The 24,483-nt window shown below is 71.3% G+C and carries 17 protein-coding genes, 2 tRNA genes and 1 pseudogene; 10 read left to right on the top strand and 10 right to left on the bottom strand.

The features are described from left to right. Window positions 1-38: 38 nt before the first annotated feature. Window positions 39-572, top strand: a complete 534-nt coding sequence (locus SLP03_RS04125; RefSeq protein ID WP_319459154.1) for a YbhB/YbcL family Raf kinase inhibitor-like protein — start codon at window positions 39-41, stop codon at window positions 570-572. Window positions 573-634: 62 nt separating this feature from the next. On the opposite strand, the gene SLP03_RS04120 is transcribed toward SLP03_RS04125, so the two are convergent. Next, entirely contained in the window at window positions 635-1,345 is a 711-nt protein-coding gene (locus SLP03_RS04120) for a class I SAM-dependent methyltransferase (protein WP_319459153.1), read from the bottom strand. Between the two features lie 209 nt (window positions 1,346-1,554). Here SLP03_RS04120 and SLP03_RS04115 point away from each other — a divergent pair, with 209 nt between their 5' ends. After that, complete coding sequence (locus SLP03_RS04115) at window positions 1,555-3,357, top strand: hypothetical protein (RefSeq protein ID WP_319459152.1); 1,803 nt, start codon at window positions 1,555-1,557, stop codon at window positions 3,355-3,357. A 53-nt stretch (window positions 3,358-3,410) separates the two neighbouring features. Here SLP03_RS04115 and SLP03_RS04110 read toward each other — a convergent pair whose 3' ends face one another. Next, window positions 3,411-4,136, bottom strand: a complete 726-nt coding sequence (locus tag SLP03_RS04110; RefSeq protein ID WP_413644365.1) for an IucA/IucC family C-terminal-domain containing protein — start codon at window positions 4,134-4,136, stop codon at window positions 3,411-3,413. A 393-nt stretch (window positions 4,137-4,529) separates the two neighbouring features. Here SLP03_RS04110 and SLP03_RS04105 point away from each other — a divergent pair, with 393 nt between their 5' ends. After that, window positions 4,530-6,059 carry a peptide deformylase gene (locus SLP03_RS04105; protein WP_319459151.1) on the top strand — a complete coding sequence of 510 codons (1,530 nt, stop codon included), beginning with the start codon at window positions 4,530-4,532 and terminating at the stop codon, window positions 6,057-6,059. Between the two features lie 112 nt (window positions 6,060-6,171). On the opposite strand, the gene SLP03_RS04100 is transcribed toward SLP03_RS04105, so the two are convergent. After that, window positions 6,172-7,293 (bottom strand): globin domain-containing protein, encoded by a 1,122-nt coding sequence (locus tag SLP03_RS04100; protein WP_319459150.1) that lies wholly within the window; start codon window positions 7,291-7,293, stop codon window positions 6,172-6,174. Between the two features lie 145 nt (window positions 7,294-7,438). On the opposite strand from SLP03_RS04100, the gene SLP03_RS04095 reads away from it, so the two are divergent. Then, entirely contained in the window at window positions 7,439-8,212 is a 774-nt protein-coding gene (locus SLP03_RS04095) for a CPBP family intramembrane glutamic endopeptidase (protein WP_319459149.1), read from the top strand. On the opposite strand, the gene SLP03_RS04090 is transcribed toward SLP03_RS04095, so the two are convergent. After that, window positions 8,199-9,668: a hypothetical protein gene (locus SLP03_RS04090; RefSeq protein ID WP_319459148.1), complete on the bottom strand. Its 1,470-nt coding sequence runs from the start codon at window positions 9,666-9,668 to the stop codon at window positions 8,199-8,201. The genes SLP03_RS04095 and SLP03_RS04090 overlap by 14 nt on opposite strands. A gap of 133 nt (window positions 9,669-9,801) precedes the next feature. Here SLP03_RS04090 and SLP03_RS04085 point away from each other — a divergent pair. Then, a tRNA-Ser gene (locus SLP03_RS04085) sits at window positions 9,802-9,892 on the top strand. Between the two features lie 36 nt (window positions 9,893-9,928). Continuing rightward, window positions 9,929-10,001: transfer RNA gene (locus tag SLP03_RS04080), tRNA-Arg, on the top strand. Window positions 10,002-10,388: 387 nt separating this feature from the next. Here the strand turns inward: SLP03_RS04080 and SLP03_RS04075 are convergent. Next, window positions 10,389-10,625: a GntR family transcriptional regulator gene (locus SLP03_RS04075; RefSeq protein ID WP_319459147.1), complete on the bottom strand. Its 237-nt coding sequence runs from the start codon at window positions 10,623-10,625 to the stop codon at window positions 10,389-10,391. An 802-nt stretch (window positions 10,626-11,427) separates the two neighbouring features. On the opposite strand from SLP03_RS04075, the gene SLP03_RS04070 reads away from it, so the two are divergent. Further along, a complete protein-coding gene (locus SLP03_RS04070) occupies window positions 11,428-14,535 on the top strand; it encodes a VCBS repeat-containing protein (protein ID WP_319459146.1) in 3,108 nt (1,035 codons plus the stop codon). Between the two features lie 54 nt (window positions 14,536-14,589). Here the strand turns inward: SLP03_RS04070 and SLP03_RS04065 are convergent, their stop codons facing one another. Then, window positions 14,590-15,501: a hypothetical protein gene (locus SLP03_RS04065; RefSeq protein ID WP_319459145.1), complete on the bottom strand. Its 912-nt coding sequence runs from the start codon at window positions 15,499-15,501 to the stop codon at window positions 14,590-14,592. Window positions 15,502-15,705: 204 nt separating this feature from the next. Between SLP03_RS04065 and SLP03_RS04060 the strand changes: the two genes are divergently transcribed. Then, window positions 15,706-16,344 carry a TetR/AcrR family transcriptional regulator gene (locus SLP03_RS04060; RefSeq protein WP_319459144.1) on the top strand — a complete coding sequence of 213 codons (639 nt, stop codon included), beginning with the start codon at window positions 15,706-15,708 and terminating at the stop codon, window positions 16,342-16,344. Then, window positions 16,344-17,813, top strand: coding sequence for a M1 family metallopeptidase (locus SLP03_RS04055; protein WP_319459143.1), 1,470 nt, complete (start codon window positions 16,344-16,346; stop codon window positions 17,811-17,813). Before SLP03_RS04060 ends, SLP03_RS04055 begins: the two co-directional genes overlap by 1 nt. 75 nt (window positions 17,814-17,888) lie before the next feature. On the opposite strand, the gene SLP03_RS04050 is transcribed toward SLP03_RS04055, so the two are convergent. The 4 genes and pseudogenes from SLP03_RS04050 to SLP03_RS04035 form a co-directional block, all read right to left on the bottom strand. Beyond that, a complete protein-coding gene (locus SLP03_RS04050) occupies window positions 17,889-19,502 on the bottom strand; it encodes a hypothetical protein (RefSeq protein WP_319459142.1) in 1,614 nt (537 codons plus the stop codon). Between the two features lie 239 nt (window positions 19,503-19,741). Beyond that, window positions 19,742-21,460: an arginine--tRNA ligase gene (argS, locus tag SLP03_RS04045; protein ID WP_319459141.1), complete on the bottom strand. Its 1,719-nt coding sequence runs from the start codon at window positions 21,458-21,460 to the stop codon at window positions 19,742-19,744. Window positions 21,461-21,742: 282 nt separating this feature from the next. Further along, window positions 21,743-22,802 (bottom strand): annotated as a pseudogene (trpS, locus tag SLP03_RS04040) (tryptophan--tRNA ligase). A 93-nt stretch (window positions 22,803-22,895) separates the two neighbouring features. Beyond that, a complete protein-coding gene (locus tag SLP03_RS04035) occupies window positions 22,896-23,063 on the bottom strand; it encodes a hypothetical protein (protein ID WP_319459140.1) in 168 nt (55 codons plus the stop codon). Between the two features lie 230 nt (window positions 23,064-23,293). Here SLP03_RS04035 and SLP03_RS04030 point away from each other — a divergent pair, with 230 nt between their 5' ends. Next, a complete protein-coding gene (locus SLP03_RS04030) occupies window positions 23,294-23,557 on the top strand; it encodes an SCO4848 family membrane protein (protein ID WP_319459139.1) in 264 nt (87 codons plus the stop codon). Window positions 23,558-24,483: the final 926 nt, after the last annotated feature.

Raw genomic sequence — 24,483 nt, 5'->3', positions numbered from 1 at the left:
AGAGGCACAGGAATCCGCGTACCGGAAGGACCGTCCCGATGACCCTGGAACGACCGATCGCCCCGGACCCGTACGAGCTGCTGCCAACGGTGCCGGCGTTCGCCCTGACCAGTGACGACGTGCACAACGGCGAGCCGATGGAGGCGCGGTACGCGCACGGCAGCGCCGGTGGCGGGAACGTCTCCCCGCAGCTCGCCTGGTCGGGTTTTCCCGCCGAGACCAAGAGCTTCGTGGTGACCTGCTTCGACCCGGACGCCCCCACCGGCAGCGGCTTCTGGCACTGGGTGCTGGTCGACGTGCCCGCCTCGATGACCGAGCTGCCCACCGAGGTGAAGGAGAGCGACCTCGGCGGCGCGTTCAGCATCCGCAACGACTACGGCGACACCGGCTACGGCGGCGCCGCCCCGCCGCCGGGCGACCGCCCGCACCGCTACGTCTTCGCGGTGCACGCCGTCGACGTCGAGCGCCTCGACGTCGGCAAGGGCGCCAGCCCCGCCTTCGTCGGCTTCAACCTCGCCTTCCACACCCTCGCCCGCGCCGTCATCCGCCCCACGTACCAGATCAAGGAGTAGCCAGGGGTGAGGAAGGGGCCCCTGTCGACGCCTGGCGTCAAGTAGGGACCCCTCCTCGCACCTCAGGCGGGAACGCGGGCCACCGCGAAGACGGACTGGCCGAATGGGGGGCGGAGGCGTCGCTCGGCGGCCTTCGTCGCCGGGAGGACCAGGGTGTCGTAGACCTTGACCATGGGGCCCTCCTTCGGCATCAGCCGGAAGACCTTCGTGGCCATGAAGTAGCCGATCAGGCCGAGCGCATTCGCGTAGTGGATCTTCTCCACGGTCAGCCCCGCCTCGGTCATCGCCGCGGCGAGGGTCTTCTTCGTGTAGCGCCGGACGTGGCCGGTGGCGATGTCCGCCGGACTCATCGCGAACTGGAACGCCGGCACGATGATCACCACGGCGCCGCCGGGGCGGACCAGCTCGCGCATGCTGCGCAGCGCACCCACGTGGTCATCGATGTGCTCCAGCACGTTGTACGACACGGCCGCGCTGTAGTCGCCGCGCTCCGAGTGCGGCAGCAGCATCTGCCGGACCTCGATGCTCGGGTGCCCGGCGAGGCGCTCCTTGAGCTGGACGAGTCGGTCCGGGTCCGCCTCGGTGGCGGTGATCCGGGGCAGGTGCTCGGACCACTCCAGGGCGTAGTCGCCCAACCCGCTGCCGATCTCGATCGGGTCGTCACCGAGGTAGGGCACCGCCAGCTCGACGAACCACCTGCGGTGGTTGACCGCCGTCGCCAGGCCTTCGAGCACCTCCGACTGGACGCGCTGATCCCCAGTGATTTCTGCCATGCGTCGATTCCTCACGATATGACTGACCCGCGCCTGGACCGACAGAGTCAACCATCCGGACGGATGGCGCGGGAATCGGGGCACCGGGGGTGGCCGAAATGCGGTCGGGGTGGGCACGTGATCGGCGGTCGGCGAACCCGGCACATAGTACGCCAGTACCCAGAAACATGTCACGTCCGTGCCATACCCTGACTACGCTCCGAATTGTTATGACTACTCCTGAATCGGGCGGCGGCACCGCCGAGACTGGGCCCGACCGGGGCGTACGGGACGGGCGGGGCCGGTGGACCGATGCCGCCGCCGTGCTCAGCTTCGTGCTGCTCGCCTTCTGGGTGACCGCCCGGTTCTGGGTGAATCCCGGCGACGGGGTGCGCGACAACCGCTCCGATCAGGCGCAGTTCGAGTGGATGATGGCGCATGGTGCGCGAGTGGTGACCGATTTTGCCTATCCATTCGCGTCGGACCGGATGAATGTCCCGGACGGCGTCAATCTAATGGCCAATACGTCCGTATTATCCATTTCACTGCCAATGACGCCCGTCACCGTCCTCTTCGGCCCCCGTACGGCTTTCCTGGTCTTTCTCACCGCGGGAATGATCGCCACCGGCGTGGCCTGGTACTTCGTCCTTTCCCGAGTGCTGATCGGGGCCCGGGGCCCGGCCTGGCTCGGGGCCGGCTTCTGCGCCTTCGCGCCGGCGATGGTGTCGCACGCCAACGCCCACCCCAACATCGTCTCCCAGTTCGTGGTGCCGTTGATCGTCTGGCGGACCCTGCGGCTGGCCGAACCCGGACGCTGGCTGCGCAACGGCGTGCTGCTCGGACTGCTGATCGTCTGGCAGGCCTTCCTCAACCTGGAGATCCTGCTGATGACCGCGATCGGCCTCGCCGTGGTCGTCGGCGCGCTCGCGTTCGGCCGGCCGGAGCTGCGTCGGGGGATCCGACCGTTCGCCGCCGGGCTGGGCGTGGCCGCCGCCGTCGCCGCGGCACTGCTCGCGTACCCGCTGTACGTGCAGTTCTTCGGGCCGGGGGCGTACCAGGGACTGTCCCGGCTGATCCGCGGCTACCGCACCGACCTCGCCGCGTATGTGGCCTGGTCGAGCGAGTCGGTCGCGGGCGACGCCCGCAGCGCCGCCCGGCTGGCCAAGAACCCGACCGAGGAGAACGCCTTCTTCGGCTGGCCGCTGGTCGTACTGGTGATCGCGCTGGTCTGGTGGTTGCGACGCAACGCCGTCGTGCTCGGCCTGGCCGGGGTCGGCCTGCTCCTATTCCTCTTTTCGCTGGGCCGGGAGATCCGCTTCGCCGGGCGGGACACCGGCGTCCCCGGGCCGTGGGCGCCGCTGGAGAACCTGCCGATCCTGCACTCGGTCGTGCCGACCCGCTGGTCGCTCGCGCTGACCCCGCTAATCGGGGTGCTGCTCGCGCTCGGCGCGGACCGGGCGCGGCGGCTGGCCCGGCGGCATCCCGACGCCCGCCCGCAGATCCGGTCCGTCACCGTCACCGTGCTGGCGATGGCGCTGTTGCCGATCCTGCCGACCCCGCTTCCCTCGGTACGCCTCGACCCCACGCCGGAGTTCGTCCGCTCGGGGGCCTGGCGCCCGTACGTGGCCGGCGGGCACAGCATCGTCACCCTCCCGCTGCCGGACACCACCTACGCCGACCCGCTGCGCTGGTCCGCCGAGACCAGGCTGGAGATGCCCCTCGCCCGGGGCTACTTCCTCGCGCCGGACACCCGGCCCGGGGCCGGCCGGGTCGCCCTCTTCACCGCCCCACCCCGCCCCACCAGCACCTTCGTCACCATGATCCGGCGGACCAACGCGGTGCCGCCGATCACGCCGCAGGATCGGGTGGCGGCCGTGGACGACCTGCGGTACTGGCGGGCCGGGGCGGTGGTCCTCGATCCCCGGCAGAAGCAGGCGGACGCGTTGCGCCGGGGGATGACCGAGCTGACCGGGATCGATCCGGTCCTGACCGGCGGGCTGTGGCTCTGGGACGTCCGCCCGCTGGTCGACTGAGCGCCGGGCCGTCACCAGCCCGGATGCCGGGCGGTGCCGACGGCGGAGCGGGATCAGGAGGGTCGGACGCAGCAGCCCTGGCAGATCTTCGGTCGGGGCAGCGTGAAGGCCAGGCAGCAGGTGCGCCGCTGGACGGTCGGCTCGCCGGCCGGTCCGGGCACCAGCTCGACCAGGTCGGCCAGGTCGAGCGCGTCGAGCAGCGTCTCGATGCTCCGGGTCGACGACCCGGGCAGCGTGTCGGCGGCCCGCAGGATGCCGTGCGCGATGCCGGAGGCGACCGAGCCGAGCAGCGTACGCGTGCCGATCCGGACCTCGGCCTGGATGGCCGCGATCATCGGGGCGAGGTGCGCGTCGAGCAGCGAGGCGCGCAGCGCGCCGAGCAGTTCGGCCTCGTCGGCGACCACCCGGACGTCCGGCGCGCCGGTCAGCGCCAGCGGGTCGCCCGGCAGCACCGCGACCGTGGTCGAGCGGCGCAGGCCCAGGGTGAGCAGCGGGCGGTGGTCCTCGAAGTGGATCAGGACGTCGGCCGGGTCGAGCAGCGGCACCCGCCGGGCCGAGGCCCAGCCGAGCACCGCCGGCAGCGCCACCCAGTAGCTGTAGGACTTCCAGGCCAGCGCGGCGCAGGCGTGCGGGGTGCCGCCCCAGCGGGCCGTCGCGGCGTGCAGGAACTCGGGCAGCAGCGTCCCGTCGACCAACCGGGTCGCCGGGGTCCAGCGTGCCTCGTCGGAGGTGACCAGCAGGCCGGGCGCGAGCCCGGGCAGGTCGTCCGTGCCGAACATGGCGTGCAGGGTCGCGGTCACCGGGGCGAGCGGCGTGGCGATGTCCCGCGTCGGCAGCACCGCTGTCACCTGATCCGTCCCCTGTCTGGTCGCCCCGCCGGTCGGTATGAGCAGGCCCATCTGAGCTAAGGCTAGCCTAACCACATGTTCCGGGTCGGGGGAAGCGGCGCCGAGGGGCGGATGAGGAGGTCCCGGTCACTCCGCCGACCGGTCGGCGCGTGTCGTCGTACTACCCGACCGGCGGGGGCGAAAACGCCGCCGGGCTGGTCGAGGGGCGGCGCAAGCATCGACGTACGTGGCTGAATTGTCAAGGTGAGTGTCGAATACGGGCCAGTTTCTGTGCACGTTCGGCCACTGATTGTGAAACTGGTACTCCCGGTCACGAGGAAGCCGATGACGACCTCACCCATCGAACGGGCAGCCGACTCGTTCGCTGCCGAACTCGCCCGGCACCGCAGCGACCGAGGGCTGTCCAAGAAACAGCTCGCCACCCTGATGGGCTTCGACCCGTCCTACGTCAGCCACGTCGAGGGCCGCCGGCACCGCCCGACCGAGGACTTCGCCCGCCGGGCCGAGGCCGTCCTGGAGGCCAGCGGCGCGATCTGGCAACGCTTCCGGGAGTACGACGAGCTGCGGCACGCCCGCGCCGGCGGAGCACACCGGGAGTCACCCCTCCCTGGCCAGTGGCTGCCCCCGGGCACCGGCCTGGTGGTGGAGCGGGAGCTGGCCACCCTCACCCACGTCGGCGACGGCTACCGCTGCGTCATCCGGCGGGAGCTGTACAACGCCGGGACCGAGCCGGTCACCCGCTACCTGGTCCGGGTCGCCGTCGACCGCTACCCCAACGACCCGGGCCGCTCCAACCGGCACCACCGGGAACACCCGCTCACGTTCGCCGAGCTGCAACTGCGGGCGTACCGGGACGACGGCGGCGAGCGCGAGCCGATGCACTGGCGGGCCAAGCACGACCGGGACGCGTTCAAGGAGATCTGGCTGCTCTTCGAGAACACGGTGGGCCGCTTCCCGCTCTACCCCGGCGACCGGGTCACCATCGAGTACGCGTACCAGGTGGGACGGGAGAAGTGGGGGCCCTGGTTCCAGCGGGCGGTCCGCCTGCCCACCCGGCACCTGGCCGTCCGGCTGGACCTCCCGGTGGAATTGGACCCGCAGGTCTGGGGGGTGGAGACCTCCCTCTCCTCGGCGGAGGGGCCGCTGCGGACCCAGATCCAGCGGCACGACGAGGGCGGCCGGTCGCTCTTCGACTGGTCCACCGACGACCCGCCGCTCAACGCCCGCTACCGCCTGCAGTGGCGTTTCCGCAACCACCCCCCGGACGCCGAGCCGGACGGGCCGGTGGCCGGCGTGCGGGTCCTGGCCAGCGACCGGATGCGCGGCATCGGCATCGTGCAGCGCGGCGACGACCTGCTCCGCCAGCCCGCCCGCCAGTTCGACCTGCCCCGCCAGGAACGCACCGCCCGGGACGTGGTCGACCGGCTCGGCGCCACCCTGGCCCGTCTCGACGAGCTGCACCCGTTCAGCAAGGGGGTCGGCATCGCGGCCCCGCAGCTCGGGCTCGGCTGGGCCGCCGCCGTGGTGCGCCCGGCCGGCCGGGCGGCCGAGCCGGTCGTCCTGCTCAACCCCCGGATGGTCGACTCGGCCCCGGACACCGACGAGCAGTACGAGGGCTGCCTCTCCTTCTTCGACCAGCGCGGCCTGGTGCCCCGACCGCTGCGGATCGACGTGGAACACGCCCAGTGGGACGGCAGCCGGATCATCACGTCCTTCGAGTACGCGATGGCGCGCCTGGCCGCGCACGAGATCGACCACCTGGAGGGGCGGCTCTACGTCGACCGGATGGCGCCCGGGGTGCCGTTGGTGCCGGTCGAGGAGTACCGCGAGACCGGCACCCCCTGGGGCTACTGACCGCTCCGGTGCGCGGGCCGGTTTGCCGGCCCGGCCCGCGCACCGGCGGGGGGGGGCCGGGTCGCGTGCCCCAGCGGGCGGGGGCACGCGACCCGGCTCGGGGGAGGAAGGTCTACAGGTTGCCGAAGGTGTCGTACCGGATCTGCTCTGGCGGGACGTCGTCGGCGGCGAGCGCCCGCAGCGTGGCCCGGACCATCGGGGCCGAGCCGGAGACGTAGCAGTCGTGCGTCGTCCAGGGCCCGTACCGGGTGACCACCTCGGAGATGTCGCCCAGCTCGCCGTCGAAGTCCAGGGACTCGCTGCACGCCGGTGTCACCGACAGCCACGGGTGCGCGGTCACCAGCTCCGCCAGGCCGGCCAGGCCGTAGAGCTCCTCCGGGCGGCGGGCGCCGTAGAAGACGTGCACCCAGCGGGTCCGGTTGACGCTCGCCAGCTCCTCCACCAGCGCCTTGATCGGGGCCAGCCCGACCCCGCCGGCGACGCAGAGGATGTCCCGGGTCGACGACCGGTCCAGCGTCATCGACCCCATCGGGGCGGCCACCCGGAGGAGGTCGCCCGGCTTGGTCCGGCGGACCAGCGCCCCGGACAACCAGCCCGCCGCGCCACTCGGCGTACGGATGTGGAACTCCAGCACGTTGTCGTCGTTCGGGGCGTTCGCCACCGAGTAGGTCCGCCACACCCGCGGGTGGTGCCGGGGTGCCTCGACGCTGACGTACTGGCCGGCCTTCCAGGGCAGCGGGTGCTGCAGGGCACGCACGGTCAGCACGGCGGTGTCCGGCCCGTGCCGCTCGTGGGTGAGCACCTCGGCGTGCCAGAACGGCGGGTTCTCGTCCGCCTCCGCCCCGGCCAGCATCTTCTCGCAGATGCTCGCGTACGCCTCCCGCCAGGCCTGGTCGTACTCAAGGTTCCAGCCGTCGCAGGCGGTGCTGCGCAGCGCGTCGAGCAGGGCGACGCCCATGGTCTCGTAATGGGTGGCCGCGACGTGGTACTTGCGGTGGTCCCGGCCCAGCGCGCGCAGGTACTCGTCGAAGCTCTCCGGGTCGCCGACGGTCTGGGTGGCGGTGACGATCGCCTCCAGGATCCGGTCACCCTGCCCGCTCATCTGGACCGGGAAGAGCTTGCGCAGCTCGGGGTCGAGGAGGAAGAGCCGGGCGTAGAAGTGGGCGCTCAGCCGGTCCCGGTCCTTCTCGACCAGGGTCCAGCTCTCCTTCAGCAGCCGCGCGAAGTTCTCCACGAGGGCACGCCCCTTCTCCTGACGGCGGATCGGGCACTCATAGAATGTCCACGGAGTGTGCGCACCGGTCGCACAGAATGTGCGACCGGCTCATTCCGCCCCCCGGGGCGTGCCGAGCGGCCCCGGCGTGCGGCACAGTGGTCCGGTGACGGTTGACGAGCTCACCCGCCCGATGTCCCGCCGGACCCTGGGCACCGAGACGTTCCTGGTGCTCGGGCTTTCCCTCGGGCAGTCGGCGATCTACGCGGTGGTGTCGCTGGCCGCCAAGCTGACCGCCGCCGGTCCGCTGTCGAAGCAGACCGCGTCGCTGAACAACTCGCAGTCGGCCCGGCCGTACCTCGACCTGACGTACCAGTTGGTCGGGATCTTCTTCGCGCTGCTGCCGGTGCTGCTCGCCGTACACCTGCTGACCCGCGACCCGGGCGACCCGGCGCGGACGCTCGGGGTGGACCTGCGGCGGCCCGGGTCGGACCTGGCCCGGGGCGCCGGCCTGGCGGCGTTGATCGGCCTGCCCGGGCTGGCGTTGTTCTGGGCGGCGGCGCAGCTCGGCGTCAACGCCACGCTGGTGCCGGCCGCGCTGCCGCACCTGTGGTGGGCGGTGCCGGTGCTGATCCTCGCCGCCGTGCAGAACTCCGTGCTGGAGGAGGTGATCGTGGTCGGCTACCTGGTCACCCGGCTGCGCCAGCTCCGGTGGCGGCTCCCGGCGGTGATCGCGGCGAGCGCGCTGCTGCGCGGCTCGTACCACCTCTACCAGGGCTTCGGCGCATTCCTCGGCAACGCGGTGATGGGTGTGGTCTTCAGCCTCTTCTTCCTGCGTACCCGCCGGGTGGCGCCGCTGATCGTGGCGCACACCCTGCTCGACGTGGTCGCCTTCGTCGGCTACGCGTTGCTGCCGAAGGACTGGTTCAGCTGGCTGTAACCGATTGCGCCGGTCCGATTGCGGCAGCTCGCGCTTTCCGGGGCGGGCGGTAGGCGGTGATCGCGCGGGCGGCCAGCCGTTCGGCGGCCGCCGCGTCACCCGCCGCCGCGGCGAGCACCGCCGCCCCCGGCAGCAGCCGCGACGCCAGCCGTAGGCCCAGCCAGCCGCCGGCCTGCACGGCCAGCGGCGCCGCCAGCCGCCACGCCGCCTCGGCGGCCCGCGGCCACGGCCGTTCCCCCGGCCCGTCGGCCGCCCGGGCCGCGTCCAGGGCCGCGCGGGCGGTCCCGGCGTCCGGGTGGACCTGGGTCAGCACCAGCAGCTCCGCCGCCCGGTCCGGATGCGCCGGGTCGCGGTCGTACGCCGCCGCCAGGTGCAGCACCAGGTTGGCCTGCGTCCAGAGCACCGCCGCCAGCTCGGCCACCGGCGCGAAGAGCCCGGCGCCCGCGGCGACCGCGCCACCGGTCCCGGCCACCCGGATGAACCGCCGGGTGGCCAGCCGGGCCAGCCCGTCCGCGTCCGCATCCGGGTACGCGCCGCGCAGCCCTCCGACCCACTCCCGGGCGCGCGGCCCGAGCGCCTCGACCGCCGCCAGGGCCAGCAGCTCCGGCGCGAAGGCCGGGTGGTCGAGGACGCGCGAGGTGATCGCCCGCCACTCCACCCCGGCGGTACGCCCCGACGCCGGCTCCGCCGCGTCGACCGCCCGTACGACGACCGTGGCCGGGCCCGGACGGGTGGGGAGCGCGGCCCGCGGGCCGCCCGCCCCGGGCGCGGTGGCCTGCTGCGCCGGGCCGGGCTCGGCGCGCCTGCGCGCCGTCGGGCTCGCCTTCCCCGGAACCGCCGTCTTCGCCGGGGCCGCCTTCTTCGCCGGGGGGCGGCGCGTCCGCTTCGGGGCCTCCTCGCCTGTCGCCGACTCCCGCTGGACCGGATCCGGCTCGGGGCCGTCCGGTTCCGCCCGTTGACCCGTCGGGACCGCTCGTGGGCCGGCCCCGGTTGGCGTGTCCTCGCGGTCGGGAGTCCGGCTGGCCCCGGTAGCGGTGCCTTCGGGAGCAGGAGCCGCGGTGGCACCCGTCGCCGTGTCGTCGGCGGAAGGGCTCCGGGTGGCTCGGGTCGCCGTGCCCTCGGCGGTAGGAGACGGGGTGGCCCTGGTTCCGGGACGAGGCCGAGGCGCGGCGGTCCCGGCGGGGCGGGTGTGACCCCCGTCGGCGTCGCCGGCCGACCTGGCCGGGGCGCGGGAAACGACCTGGGCGGGGTCCGGCGGCTGGAAGAGCACGGCCGGCGCGGCCTTCGGTCGCCGCGCCTGGGACTGCGGCGACTTCTCCGGCTCCGGTTGGCGGGCCGGTGGGACGGGCGGCTCGGGCGTGGGCGGCGCGGCGAAGGTCGGCTTCGGGGAGCGGCTCCGCCGGGCACCGGTGGCGGGCTCGGGGCGGGGCGGATCGTTCGGCGGCTGCTCCTGCATATCGATGGAGCGTAGACCCGAGGGTGAGCTGGCACACGTCGGAAACGCAGGGTCGGGGGCCGGTCGGGTAGTCGCTTTGCCCCGGGTGGCTGGGGACCTGTATCCTCGGGCGCGGTGGTCTACGGGCCACCAGGGAGACTTCGCCTAGTCTGGTCTATGGCGCCGCACTGCTAATGCGGTTGGGGTTTTAAAGCCCCTCCCGGGTTCGAATCCCGGAGTCTCCGCGCGAAGGCCGGGTGTGTAAACTGGCCGAGCAGCAAGCGCCCGTAGCTCAATGGATAGAGCATCTGACTACGGATCAGAAGGTTAGGGGTTCGAGTCCCTTCGGGCGCACAGCGGTTGAGCAGGGAAAACGCTCTTCTGGCCATCGACAAACGTCGACCAGGGGGGCGTTTTTCGTGCGCCCATGGGCACGCGCCCGCACGCTGACGCTGCTTCGTCGTAACGGAGAGTCGCCATAAGGCGGCCTCTGGTGATGGGCTGAACGCCGTACCGCGTCCAGGTCCGCGACCCGATCCCGCTGCGACACACGGACCGCCTCAGCGCGGGCGAACTCGAGATGCGCCCGCGCGATGATCAAGGCGTGCCGTGCCCGGTGGATGGCGGGCTTCACTGAACTTGTCAAGGCGGCTCGCAAGCGGGCCGCGCCGACCCCCCATTCAGACCGCTGGGCATTCGTCTACGACCCTGCCCGCTCTCGCCGGTAGCCGGGATGTAGGGCTAGGGCTTCCGCTCGGCGACGTAAGAACCGCGAGCCGGCAGCGTCACGACCAGACCGCGCTCCCGAAGCAGACGGACAGCCGCCCGGACCGTTCCTCGACTGACGCCGTACTCCTGCTGTAGGTGGGTCTCGCTCGGGACTGGCTGGCGCGGCTTGAGTTTCCCGTCCTCGATCTGCTTGGCGAGGAGGTCTGCGAGCTGGATGTAGAGCGCCACCGGGGACATCTCGTCAACCATGAGCCGGACCTTATGGACGCGCAGCCTGAGCAGATCGTAGGGTACGTGCTGCACGTCTAGAACGGGCTGTACGAGTAGGACGAGTTGGCCTACCCTCGGGAGGCGTCCGCAAACTCCCAACCAGGAGGGGGATCTCATGAGGCTCTGGCCGATCAATCGGTGTCCGCTACCGGTCGACCGGACCGGCCCTGCGACTGCCTACCCGAACCGTTCCGGAGCCCTCGGTCCGCAGGCCGCCTCCGAGGTCCAAGCCCACCGCAACACGGGCCGTCCGCATTACTGGGCAATCGAGCCGACGTTGGAGTACCAACGCTCCCCGCTCCTCAACTTTGGGCCAGCAGCACCGCTCTCGGGGTCGGGCCGAGTGATGGGGGAGGAGTTGCTGACGCGAGTCCCGTTCGCAGTCGTCCTCGCCTCGTACTGCATCGAGTTCCACGAGCGGAACCTGTGCACGAAGTGCACCGACTGCGGATGTCCTCGGCTCGATGACGCCGCGCTCACCCTCGACCGCTACCGAGCTGATCGGTTGGAGCGGCACCGGCTCCGTCGGGCGCGCTAAAGCGTCCCCGCGTCTTAAAGATCGCCAGTTCAAGGAGGTCGGGCTCGACGCCGAGGTGCCACGCCGTTTGTCTCATCCAGTGCAGGTAAATCGAATGCCGCTTCGCCGTCGGAAGCCCGGGATGCCAGCCGACAGCCCGGCTCCCGGCTCTCTCGAATCAACCGTTCGGCGGCACACGAGGCCGGTACCACCCGATCTATGCTGCCGAGATCTCCGCGTAGCCCTGATTCAGGAGGACCCGTATTGGGCCGCAGTCTCACCGCCGGCGCTCTCGTGGGAACCGCGACGCTTGCGCTTTCCCTGCTCGTCACGCCGGCTACCCCGGCGACCGCCGTCACGTCGACCGCACCCCGTGAGGTCACGGTCATCCCGCAGAACGAGCCGACCGTGCTGCCGCACGAGGGGTTGGCGTTCGCCGGGAAGACCGGCTTCCTGCACCAGCACAACATGTCCAAGACCTACCTGTGGACCCGGTACGACACCGGCGAAACCGTGGTGGTGGAGGACCTGGACGGGGTCCGCCCTCCCGCCTTGCAGCCGGCTGGCGGCGACAGCGTCTCGATCTGGGAACCGGTGCCCGCCCACCCCACCAACGGCACCATCAACGTGCTCGACCTCAGTGACCAGAGCTGGGAGCAGTGGAAGAAGCCGACCGACGGGAGCCTCTACGCCGTCCAGGGCCGGGACATGCTGGTCCGGCAGGGCGAAAAGCTGGAACTGCGGACGGTCGGCGCGGACGGCACCGTCGTCGCCGCCCGACCCGTGACCGGCTTCCCGGCCGGGATCTACCTCGGCGACCAGGTGTTGGCCGGGGACGGCCGGTCGGTGGTCATCGAGGCCGCCACGATGGAGGCGTACTGGTGGTCGTTGCTGGACGTCGCGACCGGCCGGGTGGTCGAGATTCCGGACGTCGACCTCCAGACGGTGGCGGACTTCAGGCTCTCCGGGGACGCGGTTGCCTGGGTGGGGACCGACGCCTCAGTGCACGCGTACTCCCGCAAGGGGCTGCTGGACGGTACGAATACTGCTGCGAAGGCGGTCACCGCGGGCGATAACCGGTCGCGGCTGGCGGTGTTGGGTGACCGGGTGCTCGCGGTCCTGGACAAGCGCAACGGCAAACGGGAGGGCCCGGCGGTGACGGTGCCGCTCGGCGGCGGCGCCCAGAGCAGTAGCCTGCCACTGGCAGCCCTGGCCATCGACTCCGTGATCCAGGGGCCGGACGGCACCGCGCTGCTCGTCGGCGGGACCGATTCCCGCGACTGGGCGGTGCACCGCTTCACCGCGACGGACGCCGAGCCGACCCACGTGCCGGTGCTGCCGGTACGCGACCCGGTCGGCAACGCGGGGCTGAGCTACCGGCACGGCGTGGTCGCCCACCTCCAGACGCAGGTGGCACCGACGTCGTCGACCACTCAGTACGCCCTGTTCAACCACGCCCTTGCCCCCGACGACGGTTCCGGCAACAGTCGACAGCACTTCCCCTCCGCCGGAGCCCTGCTCACCAACACGGCTCCCTGCACGCCGCAGGTCGCCTGTGTCCGGATGCTCGACGGGGCAGACGGCGGGATGGCGTACCTGACCTACGGGCCGAACGGCGAAACCAGCGTCGCGACGCACACCGTGACCAGCCGGACGACCGCGCTGCCGACCGCCAACGGCCGGCTCGTCGACGCGGACCACCGGTACGCGATCGTCAACGGCGGTTCTCCTGCGCTCCAGTACGTCGTCAACACGAGTGCGAAGACGGTCGAGCGGACGGGCCCGATCACCGGCGCGGGACTCTGGTACGACACCCTCTGGACGGCGACCACGACCGCCGGGCAGCTCCAGCAGATCGGCCTGGGCGGGAACGGGGCTGAGCGCAGCATCTCCACCGGCGTCGCCTGCGTGCCCACCGAGGTGCAGGTCAGCACCCGCTGGCTGTACTGGGCCTGCGGCACCACCGGTCGCGCCGGGGCGTACGACCTGACGCTCAACCGGAACGTTTCCCTCCCCAGCGGCCCGGCCATCCTGGGCGACGGCTTCCTGGTACGGCACGACACCGCCACCGCGAGCCTGCTGCTCACGGACTTCCACGACGGCACCGTGCAACCGACGGTGAAGTTGGCGAACCTGCCCATCGGTGTCCCGGCCGACGGTCGCGGCATCACGTGGACCGTGGACCGGTTGGGCGCCGGGGTGGCGTACGTGGACGGCGCGAACGCGGTGCACGTGCTCGACACCGGCGTCCCGCCAGCCCCGCCGGCTCTCGGGATCACCCAGGTCGGCCGGGAGGCCGCCGCACGGAACGGGGTGTCTTGGGGCGCGTACCTCCGGTTCACCCGGCCGGTCTCGTCCTGGCAGCTGACGATCACCCACAAGGCGACCGGCCGGACGTTCCCCCTCAAGTCCGGTGGGGCCGTTCGCGAGGGCGCCAGCGCGAACTGGGACGGCCGGCTCCCGGACGGCACGATGGCCGCCAACGGCGGCTACCGGTGGACCGTCGCCGGCGGAGTGGACGGCGGTCCCATGGCCACCATCGGGTCCGGCACCGTGCTCGCCGCGTGCGGCACGTTCGAGTACCGCACCTGGGACTGCTACGGGGGTCAGGCGCTGCTCGGCGTGAAGTCCAACGGCGAGGGCCACTGGTACGGCGAGGCGCTGAGCGCCGAGCCACTCGGCCGGCTCTACGACGTCGGCGCCACCGACACCTGGTGCCTGAGTTGCACCGGCACCGCCGGCACCTCGGCCCTCGTGCCCTTCGGCGACTTCAGCGGGGACGGGCTGCCGGATCTGCTGGTCCGGGACGGGAGCGGCAACCTGCGTGCCTACCTCGGCACGGGTCGCAACGGGTTCCCGAAGAGCACCACCAAGTCGATCGCTGTGGGCAAGGGTTGGATGACCTACCGGCTGCTGGTCGCTCCCGGTGACCTGAACCGCGACGGGCGCGACGACCTGGTCGGCGTCGACACCACCGGCAAGCTCTGGCTCTACACCGCCCCCGGCAACGGCGGCTTCAACGCCAGGGTGCAGATCGGCTCGGGCTGGGGGATCTACCCCAAGGTCATCGGGACCGGCGACCTCAACGGCGACGGCAACGGCGACCTCCTCGGCGCCGACAGCGCCGGAGTCCTGTACCGCTACAACGGCGATGGCACGGGCCGTCTCGGCGGCCGGGTCAAGGTCGGCACCGGGTGGAACATCTACAACACCGTCGTACCCATCGGCGACCTCAACCAGGACGGTCGGCACGATCTGCTCGCGCGGGACGGCAACGGCGTCCTCTGGTTCTACGCGGGCCGCGGCGACGGCACCTTCGCCGCAAGGGTTCAGAAAAGCGCCGGCTGGAACATCTACAAGATCATCGTCTGACATCTCCGCATCCTGGGCCGCCCCCGGACGCTCCGGCGTCCGGGGGCGGTCGTTCTATCTGAGGTGGAAGACGTGGACCATGTGTGGTGTGTCGGCGAGGGTGTGTGGCGCTAGTGCGTGGTAGGCCCAGACGTGGACCCATGCGTTGCCGGTTCGCACGGTGAGGACGGTCTTGAACATTCCCGGTGCGAAGTAGGTCAGCAGCAGGAAGACGATCGACAGGGCGGCGTTGCGGGGCGAGTTGAAGACGGTCCACGCGTCCCAGACATGCAGCGCGGTATACGTGAGGCCGCCCAGGATCACCGTGGTCGCGGTCGACCCGGTGAGTCGGAGAAAGCGGGGCACCAGGATCGCGTAGATGAAGATCATGGCGGGTAGCACGGCGCCGGCGAGATACAGCGTCAAGGTGAGGGGGAGCCCGAGTATGAGTTGACCGGCGGTGAGGTCGAAGATCTGCGGATCGAGCGCGGCGATCTGGACGACTGATTCGATTACCAGGATCACGCCGATGAGGACGGCGTCGGCGCGGCGGTTGCTCGAGCGAAGGCTGAGCGCCTCGGCGGAGTAGCGCCGCCGGAAGAACAGGAGTGGAACCACCGCGTAGACGACGAGGTTGTAGGCGGCCCAGGCGATGGACTCGGCGGGGCTGACGTGTTCATGTGTTCCGTAGATCGAGCCGGCGAGGTGAAGGCCGAATGGGTGCCATCCGGCGAGCCGCGCGAGGACGAAGCCGAGCCCCAGTCCGCCAGCCCCGTAGAGAAGCAGGAGCAGCGTTTCGCGGGCGGCAGCCGAGCGCTCCGGCGCGCGGTCGGCGAGGTTGGGCAGGGTCCTTCTGCGGGTGAGCCAGTAGGCCAGCGCGGTGAGTAGGAGCACCTCGAGGAGGGCCAGGTTGGCGTCCACCAGTCGGTCGACCGGAGTCCGTGCCGCAGCGGTCGGCCAGTCGAACGGCAGCGCGTCTCCCGCCACGGCGAGGACCACCGCGTTGGCGGCGAGCCAGCCCAGGGCCGCGAGGTGGACGCTGCGTTGGCGGAGCAGTGCGGCAAGGCCACGGCGGGCCGGTCGTGGCTGCGCTTCAGGGTTTTGGATGAGCGTCACTGTGTCTCCGAGCGCTTTCGTAATACGACTGTGCCAATACGAGGTAGGCTAGCACGGCTGTGCTATAAAAGACCGGTGCCCAAAGTTGTGGACGCGATAGAACGCCGCCGAAAGCTCGTCGAAGCGGTACTGCGGGTGATCCGCCGCGACGGTCTGGAGCAGGCCTCGGTCCGCAACGTCGCCCGTGAGGCAGGCCTGTCGATGGGCTCGCTACGCCACTACTTCGCGAGTCAGTCCGAACTCATGGCGTTCGCGTTCCGGACAGTCATCGACCGGATCGAGTCCCGCCTCGCCACGTTGGAGCCCGAGCCCGACCCGAGACGAAGAGCAGAGCGCGTGCTGGCTGAGCTGCTTCCACTCGATGACGAACGGCGCGTCGAGAACGAGCTCTGGCTGGCCTTCACCTCCCGAGCCCTGGTCGACCCGGCGCTGCGGGAGCTGCGCGACGAGGGATACGACGCGTTGCGGGCCGGCTGCCGAGCGATCCTCACCGACCTCTCGGCTGCCGGTCTGGCGCCGACCGACATAGACGTTGAGACCGGACGGCTGCACGCCCTGCTCGACGGCCTCGCCGTGCATGCGGCGATCCGGCCCGACATCCACACCGCCCATTCATTGAAAGCCGCTATCGCACGTCACCTCGACGCCCTCGCGCGCGAGGCCACCGCTGCCCGTGCCCCCACGGAAAGCGCGCTCTCCCGTACGGTGCGCTGATGCGTCACCCAGTACTCCTGACCCTGCTCCTGCCGCCGCTGCTCGTCGCCGGCTGCACGTCTGACCCGGCGGGCCCGGCGGTCGACTCCTCGTCCCCCTCGGCCAGCCCGAGCCCGACCGTGCCGGCGGTCGACTACACGGCCTGGCGGGCCGGGAACTCGACCCCGGTGGCCGACCCGATCTACCCGGCCCGCGGCACGACTGCGCTGGACGTCCTGCACTACGGCCTGGCCCTCGAGTGGGCGCCACCGACGAAGACCCTCGCCGGCACCGCCACCCTGCGGATCCGCCCCACGAAGGACGCGCCCAGCCTCGTCCTCGACTTCATGCCGTACCAGGTGGACGGGGTGACGCTGGACGGCACGTCGGTCACCGGCACGGTGGCGAAGGAGAAGCTGACCGTCGCCGCCCCGGTCACCGCCGACAAGCCGGTCACCCTGGTGGTGAAGTACCACGGCAGGCCGAAGACCACCCCGATGCCGTCGCACCGCAAGGATGTGGAGGCCTTGGGGCTGACCGTCACCAAGGAGGGCGGCCTCTGGACGATGCAGGAGCCGTTCGGGGCGTTCACCTGGTACCCGGCGAACGACATGCCGTCCGACGAGGCGCTCTACGACATCGAGGTCACCGTGCCGCCGGGTTGGTCCGCGATCGCCAGCGGCACCCCCGCCGCGCAGTCCGGCACCACCTTCACCTACCGCAGCGCCGACCCGGTGGCGGCGTACCTGACCACCCTGGCCGTCGGGAAGTATCAGAAGCTGACCGTCAAGGGCCCGCACGGCCTCCCGCTGACGTACTGGTACCGCAAGGGCACCGACGACAAGCTGCTGCCGTACCTGAAGAAGTCCCCGCAGTACATCGCCTGGCTGGAGAAGCGGTTCGGGCCGTACCCGTTCCCGACCGGCGGGGTCGTGGTGGTGGACTCGGAATCCGGCATGGAGACCCAGCAGATGATCACCATGGGCCGGAAGATCGAGAACACCAAGGCGCGGCGGGACCGCTGGGGCATCGACCTGCTCCACGAGTACGCCCACCAGTGGTTCGGCGACTCGGTCACCCCGACCACCTGGACCGACCTGTGGCTCAACGAGGGCTTCGCCACCTACGCCCAGGACCTCTACACCCAGGAGACGATGAAGTTCAGCGAGGCCAGCCTGGACCGGTATGTGCGCCAGGCCGACGCCGCGCTGCGCAAGAAGCTGGGCCCGCCCGGCAAGCCCAACCCGAAGAACTTTGCCGAAGGCAACGTCTACCTCTGCCCGGAGGCCATGTTGCGGGAGATCCACAACCTGATCGGTGACAAGAAGTTCTTCGCGCTCGCCACCGCCTGGGTGCAGGAGCAGAAGAACACCCAGCAGGACCGGGCCTCGTTCATCGCCTTCGTGAACAAGCAGACCGGCCGGGACCTCACCAAGCTGATCAACACCTGGCTGGACTCGAAGACCACCCCGAAGTCCATCGTCAACTGAACCCGGACACACCCGAGGCCCGGGCCGCCGTGTCCACCATCAGGTGGGTCACGGCGACCCGGGCCTCGTCGTACGTCAGTCCGCGGTGACGGTGAAGACCAGCGGCCCGTTCGGCGCTGGGTTGCCGGCCCCGTTCGGGTAGCCGATCAGGGTGCTGTTGCCGGCCGCGTCGGTCAGGGTCACCCCGACGGTGTACGTGCCGGGCGCCAGGCCGTTCGTCCGGATCGTTCCGGTGTACTCGCCCGTCGGGAGCGGCGAGACACCGCCGTACCCCCCGGAGACCGAGCGGCCCTCCGCGTCGTACATGGTGACCGACATGCCGTCGACCGGCGCGCCGGTGGTGTCGGTGACGGTCACGTAGACGCCGATCGCGTACGGCAGGTTGCTCGCCGACGCCGTGGTCTGGCTCAGCCGGGCCGACGAGATCACCGGCCCCGTGGTGTCCGCCACCCGGGTGGCGGTGAGGTCCAGCGCCGGGGCGGCGTAGTCGCTGCCGTAGACGGCCGCGTTGCCCGCGCCGTCGGTGAGCACGAGGCCGGTGATCTGGCAGCGGCCGCTGGTGGTCAGCATCCGCACCGGGATCGAGGCGGTCCCGTCGGCCGCGACGGTCGGCGTGGTCGTCGCGGGGAAGCAGCCCTGCGCCTGCGCGGTGAGCGAGGCGACGCCGCCCAGGGCGCCGACGGGCCGGACGCTGAGGGTCAGCGTCCGCTCCTCCCGCCAGTTGTCCACCTCGGCCGGGGTGAGCGCGAAGTCGGTGCCGCTGAGCACATCGTTGCGGGTGACCCGGATCGGCGACTCCGGCACGTCGGTGAGCTCACGGGTGTTCCCCGCACGGTCGGCGAGCACCAGCTTGTCCACGATCCAGGTGCCCGACGGGCTGCCGGCCGGCAGCTCCGCGGCGACGTCCTCGCAGAAGACGTAGTAGTTGATGTCCCAGACCTGCGAGGGCCCGCAGTACGGGGCGTACTCGCCGGTGTAGGTGAGCGTCACGGGGGTGGTGACCCGCGCGCCGCCCGGCCCGGCCAGGACCACGTCGGCCTTCCAGAACCCGGACTCCGGGTCGGTCGCGGCGAGTGCGTAGTGCAGCTTCACGCCGGAGCCGTCGTCGTAGACCGCGTCGGGCTGCTGCCCCTTCCGGCCGAACTGGTCCAGCTCCGGCGCGGTCGAGTCGGCCAGTTCAGTGACCGCGAGGTCGGCGTCGTACTTGGCGAGCGCCTTGCCGGAGATGGTGCCGGTGGTGCCCTTGTCGTCCTGCCCGGTGATCCGGGTGACCCGCCAGGTGGCGGCGACGGCCGGGCCGTACTGCGGCACGACGAACTCGTACGAGTAGGTGGAGCTGCGGGCCGTGCCGCTGGTCGCGTAGACCAGCGCCGTCGCGTCGGTGCTGAGCGAGTAGTGCACCGGCAGTTCCGGCCCCACCGGGGTGGTGCCGACGAAGCGCTGCAACCAGGTGACGCCGTGCACCTGGGTGGCGGTGCTGCTGGTGTCGGCCACCGTCCAGGTCAGGTTGACCGTGCCGGGGCCGGCGGTGGTGTCGACCTGGTCGGCGGAGAAGGAGATCGCGGAGAAGGTGATCCGCGGCGTGGACGCGGCGGCGGCCGGTCCGGTCAGGCTGCCGGCGGCGAGCGCCGCCGCCAGGGGGGTCACGAGCAGAGCGCGCAGGGCGGAGCGGGCCCTCTGTGGAGCCAAGATTTCCCTCCTTGGGGGATGTCCGACGGCCCGGAGAAACGGGCGTGGTGCCGGTGCTCGATGGGCGCCGGGGCAGCTCAGATTAGCGGCGGGCGCGGGTCGTCGCTGCCCCGTGGCGATCGTCCGTCCGGCTGAATCCGCGCGGTCCGCGCGGCGCCACCGGCCCTGCCAGGGTCACGGCCTGGCGATGCATGCGCGCGTGGTGGCCGACGACTTTCCGGCGACCCTGCGCGCCAGCGTCACATCCGCTCCGGGGTGCGGATGCCGAGCAGGTGCAGTCCCTGGCCCAGCACCCGGGCGGTCAGGTCGCAGAGCACCAGCCGGCTCTCCCGCACCGGCTCGTCGGCGCGCAGCACCGGGCAGCGTTCGTAGAACGCGCTGAACGCGGTGGCCAGCCGGTGCAGGTAGCCGGCCAGCTGGTGGAACTCCAGGCTCCGCTCCACCTGGCCGACCACCGCGCCGAAGCCGACCAGCTCGAACGCGAGCGCCCGCTCCGCCGGCTCGGCCAGCGAGACGCCCGCGCCCGGCCGGGCCGCCACGCCGGCCCGCCGGAAGATCGACCGGATCCGGGAGTACGCGTACTGCAGGTAGGGCGCGGTGTTGCCGTCCAGCGACAGCATCCGCTCCCAGTCCAGCACGTAGTCCCGGTGCCGGTCGCTGGAGAGGTCGGCGTACTTGATCGCGCCGATGCCGACCGCCCGGCCCACCTCGGCCGCCTCCTCGTCGCCCAGCTCCGGGTTCCGGCTCCGGGTGAGCGCGGTGGCCCGGGCCACCGCCTCCTCGAGCAGGCCGACCAGCTTCACCGACTCGCCGGTCCGGCTGCGCAGCATCCGCCCGTCCGGCCCCAGGATCGAACCGAACCCGACGTGCTCCGCCCGCGCCGGCGGGGTCAGCCAGCCGGCCTGTTCCGCCACCGCGTACACCATCTCGAAGTGCCGTCGCTGCGGCAGGCCGACCACGTAGAGCAGCCGGGTGGCGCCCAGCTCGCCGGCGCGGTGCCGGACCGCCGCCAGGTCGGTGGCCGGGTAGCCGTACCCGCCGTCGGACTTGCGGACGATCAGCGGCAGCGGTTCCCCGTCCCGGCCGACCGAGCCGGGCGGGAAGACGCAGGCGGCGCCGGCGCTCTCCCGGAGCAGCCCGAGCCGGTTCAGCTCCGCCACCACCGGGGCGAGCAGGTCGTTGTAGCTGCTCTCGCCACGGAAGTCCCGGTCGGTCAGGGTCACGTCGAGCAGGTCGTAGACGGTCAGGAAGTAGCGTTCGGACTGCGCGACGAGGAGCCGCCAGAGCCGCAGCGTCCCCTCGTCGCCGCCCTGCAACGCCACCACCCGCAGTCGGGACCGCTCCCGGAACGCCTCGTCGGCGTCGAACTTCGCCCGGGCCGTCCGGTAGAACGAGTCCAGGTCGCCCATCGACAGCTCCTGCGTCGCCTCGGCCTCGCCCAGGTCGACCAGGTGCTCGATCAGCATCCCGAACGGCGTGCCCCAGTCGCCGAGGTGGTTGGCCCGGACCACCCGGTGCCCGAGCCACTCCAGCAGCCGGGCCGCCGCGTCGCCGATCACCGTCGTGCGCAGGTGCCCGACGTGCATCTCCTTCGCCACGTTCGGCGCCGAGTAGTCGACCACGATCGTCTCCGGCGCGGCGCTGGCCGGGACGCCGAGCCGCGGGTCGGTGGCCAGCGCGGAGACCAGCCCGCCGAGGGTCCGCTCGGCGACGGTCAGGTTGATGAAGCCGGGTCCGGAGACCTCCGCCGCCGAGCAGAGGTCCGCCAGCTCCGCGCGCTCCAGGACCTCCGTCGCGATCGACCGCGGCGGCCGGCCGAGCCGGCGGGCCAGTGCCAGCGCCGCGTCGGACTGGAAGTCCGCGCGCTGGGAGCGCCGCACCACCGGGTCCACCGGTACGCCGGCCACCGCCGAGAACGCCGGCGCCAGCCGGTCGGTCAGCAACTTCTCCAGATCCATGGGTACGCCGATCTTGCTCGGATCCGTCTCACGCGGATCTCCGGACGGGGATGCGGGCGGACCGAGGACGATCGGCGAAGACCGGCGGCTCGATCCGCCGGTCGCAGGAAGGATGTGCTCAGCGCAGGCGGTCGACGGATCGCCGGCGTCGCGCCGCACCGACCGACACGTCGCAGGACGTCGGTGCGAGGGTGCGGGAGCTGGTCACGGGAGCAGCCTAACCGGCCGGCCCGGGTCCGGCGCAAGACCGTTCCCGGGCCGGCTGTTCGCGTACCCGGAAGGTCAGGCCGGCGTGGCGGCGGCCTTGCGGTACCGCTCGGCCCGCCGTCGCACCTGGCTGTACGCGCTGGTCAGACCCATCGCCCGGCGGACCCCGACCAGGGTCCGGCGCACCTCGGCCTGGGTCCGCTCGGTGCCCTCGAAGATCAGCTGGTCGACCAGGCCGCGCTCGGCCTCGAACCGGGCCCGGCGCTCCCGGATCGGGTCGAGGAAACGGTTGAGCGCGACCGCGAGCTCCTCCTTGACCTGGACGTCACCGATCCGACCGGCCCGGTAGCGCTCCTTGAGCTCCGCCACCCGGGCCCGGTCCGGGTTGAACACGTCGTGGTACGCGAAGACCGGGTTCCCGTCCACCGTTCCGGGCACGTCCGCGCGGACCCGATTCGGGTCGGTGTACATCCGCATCACCGTGCGGCGGACCGTCGCCGGGTCGTCGGAGAGCACGATGGCGTTTCCCTTGCTCTTGCTCATCTTGCCCTGGCCGTCCGTGCCGACCAGGGTGGGCGTCTCCGACATGATCAACTCGGGCACCGGGAAGACCTCGCCGTAGAGGTGGTTGAACCGACGGGCGATCTCGCGGGTCACCTCGACGTGCGCCGCGTTGTCCTTTCCCACCGGGACGACCTGCGCCTTCACGCAGAGGATGTCGGCGGCCTGGAGGACGGGATAGCCGAGCAGCCCGTACGGCATCTCCTCCTTGCCAGCGTCCCGGGCCATCTCCTTCAGCGACGGGACCCGTTCCAGCCGGGGCACCGTGACCAGGTTCTGGAGGAGGGTGTTCAGGTCGCCGACCTCGGGGATCGCCGACTGCAGGTAGAAGGTGGCCCGGTCCGGGTCGACGCCCGCGGCGAGGATGTCGGTGACCATCTCGCGGGCGTTGCGGGTGACCTGCTCGATGTCCCCGCGGGTGTTCTTCGTGGTGAGCATGTGCAGGTCGGCGATGATGAAGAAGCTCTCGTACCGCTGGTGCAGCTGCACCAGGTTTGGGAATGCTGCCGACGTAGTGGCCGAGGTGCAGCCGCCCGGTCGGGCGGTCGCCGGTGAGCATTCGTGGTGCGGACATGGTGATACCCCATTCGTGCCGAGGAGAACGGTGGAGGGACGCGCGGGCGCGCGGAGAGACCCGGGGCGGGCCCGGATCAGTGCGGTCGGCTCGTCAGAGCGCGAACCGCCATCGCCCGCCGGCGCGGTACCGCAACCCACCGGCACGGAGTACGTCGAGGATCTGCTCCCGACCGTCGTCGACGCGGAGCGGGAGAACCGGAGCGGCAGCCGCCGGGAGACCGTGGACGGTCTCCGGGGCGCTGGTGCTCGGCCGGACCATGGCTCCACGGTAGCCGGCCGGTCGTCCGCTCGGGGGTCAGCCCTGGCGGCTGGGTTACGCGACGGTCGACCAGGACCCGATCCGCAACACCGACATCGGGGAGCGGCTCGGCACCGTCTACCTGCTGCACGGCGGCATCGTCACCTGCTTCTGACCGTTCCCCGCCGGGCGGCCCCGGTACGGGCCTCGCCGTCGGGCCCTGACCTGCCCCGCTGGCATACTGACCAGCCATGGTGCTGTCACGTGGCTGGTCGCTCTTCCTGGTCGGGGTCGGGGTCTGGACCTGGGTGATCTGGCCGCGGTTCGCGGTGGCCATCTGGAACGACCCGCGCGCCTGGTCGACCGGCACGGTCGGCGAGGGCTCCGCCACCGCCTTCCTCTGGGTGCACGCGCTGCTGATCGCCGCGTCGCTGGCCATCGGCTCCACCGTCGGCGTGCTCGGTGTCCGGGGCTGGCTGGCGGCCCGCCGGCGCGCCGGTCGTCGGTCCGCCTGACCGAACGCTCCCGGCTTCCCCCGGTCGACGCCGTCGGAGGACCGGTTGACCGCCGGGCGGCATGTGGGACATCCGGTCCACGCTGCTGAAGGCGGCGCCCCGCTCGTCATGCCGGACCGGCCGTGCGGTGAGGGCTGCGCTTCCCCTGTTTGCGGGCCCTTCGGCCCCCGAGCCTGGGCCACGGCCCGCCCGCGACCGCCCCTGACCAGCGGAAATAGGCTATGGGTGATGATGTGACGCGGGACGCCACCCACGGATTTGACGATCAAACCCGCAGACGCGTAACTTTCTCTCTGCCAGCGCGGAACGGGGCAAACAGGACGAAAGACCTGAAGCTCCGAACCGGACTGGCGCCGGGTCAGACAGGGGTTCGCCCCTCGACGACACGGTCCGGGCGGGGCTCGACGGATCGGCCGCGAGGCGGATTTGGCGGAGCGGAAGCGACCGGGTAAGGTTCTCGATCGGCAGGGAAACGGGCGAGCTCGCGGGAGACTGCGGCGGCCGTCCTGCCGAATCCGATGACCAAGCGCAGCGGTTCGCTGCTGTGCGTGTTCAGCGGCGCCAACCCGTACGAAGCGTGACAGGCCGGGACACACCGGTTGACACGGGGAAAACGGTGAGGTAACGTAGTAAAAGTGCCCGGCGCGAGAGCGGCGGGGATTGTGTACGAAATACCCCGGGTTGGGGGCTCCACTTGGTGGGGTTTCTGGGCGGTGTGTGGTTGTTCTTTGAGAACTCAACAGGGTGCTTGATAAGCCAGTGCCAAATTGATTTATACCCCGGACTGGTGGGTCCTTCCTTTGGGAGGGTTTGCTGGTTTGGATTCCTTTGGCAACACTTTTTGTTGTCGGGATGACTGTTTCAACAAGTTTTTGTTGGAGAGTTTGATCCTGGCTCAGGACGAACGCTGGCGGCGTGCTTAACAC

Origin of the sequence: Micromonospora sp. RTP1Z1 (assembly GCF_033804685.1) — a bacterium.
Classification (GTDB): domain Bacteria; phylum Actinomycetota; class Actinomycetes; order Mycobacteriales; family Micromonosporaceae; genus Micromonospora.
The sequence above is the reverse complement of the archived record's forward strand: the minus strand, read 5'-3'. Positions and strand labels throughout refer to the sequence as shown.

Coding starts and splice junctions, on each gene's coding strand:
- SLP03_RS04120 (WP_319459153.1), bottom strand. CDS start 1,345: ATGGCAGAAATCACTGGGGATCAGCGCGTCCAGTCGGAGGTGCTCGAA.
- SLP03_RS04030 (WP_319459139.1), top strand. CDS start 23,294: ATGGTGCTGTCACGTGGCTGGTCGCTCTTCCTGGTCGGGGTCGGGGTC.
- SLP03_RS04125 (WP_319459154.1), top strand. CDS start 39: ATGACCCTGGAACGACCGATCGCCCCGGACCCGTACGAGCTGCTGCCA.
- SLP03_RS04075 (WP_319459147.1), bottom strand. CDS start 10,625: ATGGTTGACGAGATGTCCCCGGTGGCGCTCTACATCCAGCTCGCAGAC.
- SLP03_RS04035 (WP_319459140.1), bottom strand. CDS start 23,063: ATGGTCCGGCCGAGCACCAGCGCCCCGGAGACCGTCCACGGTCTCCCG.
- SLP03_RS04110 (WP_413644365.1), bottom strand. CDS start 4,136: ATGTTCGGCACGGACGACCTGCCCGGGCTCGCGCCCGGCCTGCTGGTC.
- argS (WP_319459141.1), bottom strand. CDS start 21,460: ATGGATCTGGAGAAGTTGCTGACCGACCGGCTGGCGCCGGCGTTCTCG.
- SLP03_RS04055 (WP_319459143.1), top strand. CDS start 16,344: ATGCGTCACCCAGTACTCCTGACCCTGCTCCTGCCGCCGCTGCTCGTC.
- SLP03_RS04090 (WP_319459148.1), bottom strand. CDS start 9,668: ATGCAGGAGCAGCCGCCGAACGATCCGCCCCGCCCCGAGCCCGCCACC.
- SLP03_RS04105 (WP_319459151.1), top strand. CDS start 4,530: ATGACGACCTCACCCATCGAACGGGCAGCCGACTCGTTCGCTGCCGAA.
- SLP03_RS04115 (WP_319459152.1), top strand. CDS start 1,555: ATGACTACTCCTGAATCGGGCGGCGGCACCGCCGAGACTGGGCCCGAC.